The sequence below is a fragment of the Desulfovibrio sp. genome (assembly GCF_019424165.1).
Taxonomy (GTDB): Bacteria; Desulfobacterota; Desulfovibrionia; order Desulfovibrionales; family Desulfovibrionaceae; genus Desulfovibrio.
This window is the reverse complement of the sequence record NZ_JAHZAA010000065.1, coordinates 1-3,529: the sequence shown is the minus strand read 5'-3', so window position 1 is coordinate 3,529 and position 3,529 is coordinate 1. Positions and strand designations below refer to the sequence as shown.

The window sequence follows — 3,529 nt, the reverse complement described above, 5'->3', positions numbered from 1 at the left end:
CTCCACAGGTTTGTCCACGACAGTTCCGGTGTGCTGCGGGCGAAAAAAGAAAAAATGTGAGAGGGCAACGTTGCTGTGTGCTTTGTTTCTGCTGCCATACTTTTTTGCAAGTGCAGTAAAAATTTTGCCAAGGCCGCGGTAATGGCCGTCACCAACAGGCCCCAGAGCAAAAAGGCCATAACAGTACCGGTATCGAAAAAGAGTTCTGATCTGGCTAAAAAACCCAGGATAAGAGTTGTTGCCGAGCTGAGCAGCACGGCCAGCATAAAAAGATCGGCTTCTTTTTTACGATACCACCACCACGAAATACCACTTGCGATCAGGGCAAAGGCCGGAACGAACTGGTGCGGCAGATTGAGAATGCTCAGATATGACCAGGGGGGTGCACTAAAAATGAGCAGCAGCAGATATAGCGTGACGCGGGCGGCAAGGTCGCAAAAAAGCAGCCTGGGCATCCAGCGCGAGCACAGCCACGATTCCGGAGCGCGCCGTGCGGCCCGCAGTGCGGCCCATTCCCACGCTATAATGGCGCCTGCAATAACCAAAAGCCATTCAGGAAGAGCAAAAAAAGGACCAAAGATATCAAGGGGTGATAAAAGGCCGCGACCAAACCAGAGGGCCGCAAAAATATTGCCCGAGATCCATGTAACAAACCACAAGCCGGCCTGTTTGCCCGCCAGTGCCAGCAAGAACAGCAAAATCGTCCATACTCTGAAGAGTTCCCACAGTTCCGCACCTGTTTGATAGCTTTGGCCGAATATTGCCAGCATGGGTCCCATGCTGATGCCGCAGGCCAGCAGCAATATTCCTCCAAGTCGTGTGACAGGGCCGAGAATTACCGCGCCCACGCCGGTTCCCGCCACCAGAGAGCCTACAAGCGCCATGCGCCCAAATGGAGAAATGGTTGCCCAGTTCCAGGCGATAAAGCAGATAACGCCAGCCAGAAAAAAGAGCGTACCCCCCAGCAAGAAAATTTGGCGCCAATAGGCCAGCCATGCTTTGCCATCCGGATTGAATCCACAAATTTGCAGGGATTTTTCCCAGGCTGCCGGAGAGAGTTCTCCCGCATCGCACAGGGCCGTCAGGCTTCTCCGTGTCAGGGGCGGCAGAAGGTTTTCGGCGGCGTTTTCATGAGCGGCGCTGTCGTCCGCGCTGGGGCATCCGGCAGTAGGTGTCGTGTTCATATATAGATCTCAGGGTTGGGGTATTGCCGCGATTTGGCAACTGGAAGAAGCTGAAGGAAAAAGGGCGCGGTGCAGGCCCCGGCAGGGAGTGAGGGGGATGACCCGGGCGGGTGCAAAGACAAACGGTCTTGCGTGGTGGTGTCACGGGAGCCGCCCGCCTTCCGGCTGTGCCGGGTTTTTCTGCTTTTGCTTTGCGGGCTGAAGAATACGCTTTTTGCAGCGCGGGTTCATCTTTGCCGGAAAGCGAAACGGCTCTCGTGATGTCAGCATCCAGGCATTTCAGGCAGGCAGGGCCGTAGGCGTTCGCTCTCAAGCCCTTGCGTGAAACAGGCGCAAGTGGAAATTTTGCCTGCCTTAAACGGCTGTTTCAAGTAGTTAGCACATCAGATAAAGAGGTTCTTCAGCCTGTGGGGCTGGCAACGCAGGTACTGACGGGGAGTTCCGGCAATGGAGACGCCCAGGGCGGCTGCTGCATGCCAGGGCCAGCGCGGGTCATACATCATGCCGCGGCCCACAGCCACCATATCGGCTTGCCCGGTGACGATAATGCCCGCTGCCAGTTCCGGCTCCGTGATAAGGCCCACGGCTATGACGGGCATGCTGACAACAGCCTGCTTGACGGCCTGGGCCAGATGCACCTGATAGCCGGGGGCAAGGGATATTTTTTGCTCGGGTGTCAGGCCTCCACCGGAAACGTGGATAAAAGCGCCACCAGCCTCTTCGAGCCGTTGTGCCAGCACCGCGCATTCTTGCACATCCCAGCCGCCTGGGGCGAAGTCTGTACCCGAAACACGCATGCCCACGGGCATGGCGGCGGGCAGGGCCGCGCGCACAGCCGCAAACACCTGCAAGGGAAGGCGCATCCTGTTTTCGAGGCTGCCGCCGTATTCATCTTCCCTTTTGTTGGACAGGGGCGAGAGAAATTCGTGCAGCAGATAACCGTGGGCCGCATGCAGTTCCACAGCCTTGTAGCCCGCGCGTTGCGCCCGTTGTGCCGCCGTTACAAAAGAAGCGGTCAGGTGGTCAATATCGGCGGTGCTCAGGGCCGAAGGAACGGGAGAAGCCGCATCAAAGGGAAGGGCTGAAGGCGCGCAGACATTCCAGCCGCCTTCATGAAGCCCCAGAGGGCCGCGCCCTTCCCAGGGGCGGGCCGTGGAGCCCTTGCGTCCGGAATGCCCCAACTGGACAGCCACGGGTATGGAAGAAAAAGCGGCTATGAATTCCAGCATGTCTTTATGCAGCTTTTCGTGTTCGTCATTCCACAGGCCGAGATCGCCCGGGGATATCCTGCCCGCGGGTTCCACGGCGGTGGCCTCAATAATGAGCAGGCCCGCGCCGGATACAGCCAGATGACCGTAATGCATGTGATGCCATTGGGTTGGACGCCCCTCATCAGCCGAATACTGATCCATGGGGGGGATGACAATGCGGTTGGCAAGTTCCAGCCCGCCAAGATTGATGGGAGAAAAAAGCGTGTTCATGCAGCCTCCTGCCTTTGCAGCCTCAAGGCCTGTATTTTATGTCTGCCGTTTTTGTGAGGTCTTCGGCAGAAAATTGTTATGGGGCATCCCGCGCCGGGTGCCGCTTTTTTAGTATGCGCCCGAAAGCGGCAGAGGACAAGCGCGCCCGCGTATGCCGCCCCGCGTAATTCCTTTTGTACCTTGTATCTCATGGTAATATAACGTACAAAAGTGCTTCAGGCTGTAGCAGCATTAATGGCCGCACTGCCAGGATGTTTTTGATGGGCGTACCCGTCATGGCCCTGGGGCGTTTTGCCTTTGAGAATATGTATTTTCAAAGGTTTTAAGGCGCTCACCGCGGTGTTTACCGTGTGGGAAAGCGACGCCTAACCTTCTGGCGGGCATCTGCTGCCATCAGAACAGTATTGCATTAAAGCTGCCCGGTGGGCGGCAAACAGATATGCGGTTGCGGGCGGCATTGCCGCCGCAATGTGCCAACACGGAGGCTGACTTTAATTAAGGCAGCGCTTGGGGGCCATCGCAGAAGCAGGGGGAAAAGGGGCGCGCCTTTTCCCCCTGTCTGTTTTTCGGCAGACTTCGCGGCAGGTCAGGCAGTCTTTCCCCTGGCCGGGAGCTTTTGCGCAGTTTTTGCCGGCTGCGCGCGTATGCGTGGACTGCCATGTGACGGCGTACAGTTGCGTGAAGTGCGAGCGTGTTTTTTAGTTCTTGCCCGCCGCATCACGGGCAGCACTCAGCGCCGCCTGCAAGCGGTTTTCATCTTCGTGCGACAGGGAGGACTGGATGACCTGGCCGCCGGAGCCGCGCAGTTCGGCCAGAACCTTGTCGGTAATTTCAGAATCCACCAGAACGAACAGGGCCGAAGAG

Annotated in this window: 3 protein-coding genes; all 3 read right to left on the bottom strand. The window is 57.5% G+C overall.

Annotated elements, in window-relative coordinates; genetic code table 11:
* Positions 1-1,184, bottom strand: a 1,184-nt coding sequence (locus QZ377_RS12500) for a DUF2157 domain-containing protein (RefSeq protein WP_291441558.1), incomplete at its 3' end; no start/stop codon positions are given.
* A 383-nt stretch (positions 1,185-1,567) separates the two neighbouring features.
* Positions 1,568-2,665, bottom strand: a complete 1,098-nt coding sequence (locus QZ377_RS12495) for an NADH:flavin oxidoreductase/NADH oxidase (protein ID WP_291441557.1) — start codon at positions 2,663-2,665, stop codon at positions 1,568-1,570.
* Between the two features lie 698 nt (positions 2,666-3,363).
* The coding region (locus QZ377_RS12490; RefSeq protein ID WP_291441560.1) for a DUF1269 domain-containing protein at positions 3,364-3,529 on the bottom strand (166 nt) is incomplete at its 5' end.

Coding starts and splice junctions, on each gene's coding strand:
- QZ377_RS12495 (WP_291441557.1), bottom strand. CDS start 2,665: ATGAACACGCTTTTTTCTCCCATCAATCTTGGCGGGCTGGAACTTGCC.